Consider the following 672-nt stretch of genomic DNA (forward strand, 5'->3'; position numbering starts at 1 on the left):
TGGCGGCCTGCGTCACCGTCTTCAGGCGGTTGGCTTCGTCCCAGGTCAGCGTCCTGGTGCCGTCGGCGGTCATGTTGCCATTGGCGTCATACGTGAGCGTCTTGGCGCCGACCGCGGTCGGCGCGTGCGGACGGGCAGCACTCGCCGCGGGATAGATGTAGGTCCCGGCAACCCGCGTGCGCGAGGTCAGATTGTCGTTGGCGGCATAGACGAAGGTCTCGTCGAGCGTGTTGTTGCCAAGATTGTCGCTCGAGGTCAGCCGGTCGGCCTTGTCATAGCCATAGGTCCAGCTGTCGGAAGCGGTGAGCCCCGTCGTGCCGGTGATGCGGCCGACAAGATCGCGGGCATACTGGTCGTCGAGCAGCACAGTGGCGCCCCTGGCCGTGGTGACGCGGGTCAGCCAGCGGCGGGTCGGCGAGTAGCTGAAGGAGGTTTTTACGCCATTGGCATAGGTGATCTCCTTCGTCTGGCCGTCGGCCTCGTAGATCGTCGAGGTGATGAAGCCGGAGGCGGAGAAGAGCTTGTTGCCGGCGGTATATTGCAGCGGAGCGGCCGCCGTGCCGAAGTCGAGCTGCACCGGCAGGTATTGGGTGCGCAGCGTCTGGCCGGAGGCATCGCGCACGCTGGTCGTGGTGTGGGTCAGCGTGCCGATGGTGACGTCCTGGCGGGCAA

1 pseudogene is annotated in these 672 nt (G+C 65.9%); it reads right to left on the minus strand.

The features are described from left to right. Nucleotides 1–672 (minus strand): annotated as a pseudogene (locus NKJ55_RS35480) (hypothetical protein); the annotation flags it as partial.

Origin of the sequence: Mesorhizobium sp. M0106 (assembly GCF_040322715.1) — a bacterium.
Taxonomy (GTDB): domain Bacteria; phylum Pseudomonadota; class Alphaproteobacteria; order Rhizobiales; family Rhizobiaceae; genus Mesorhizobium.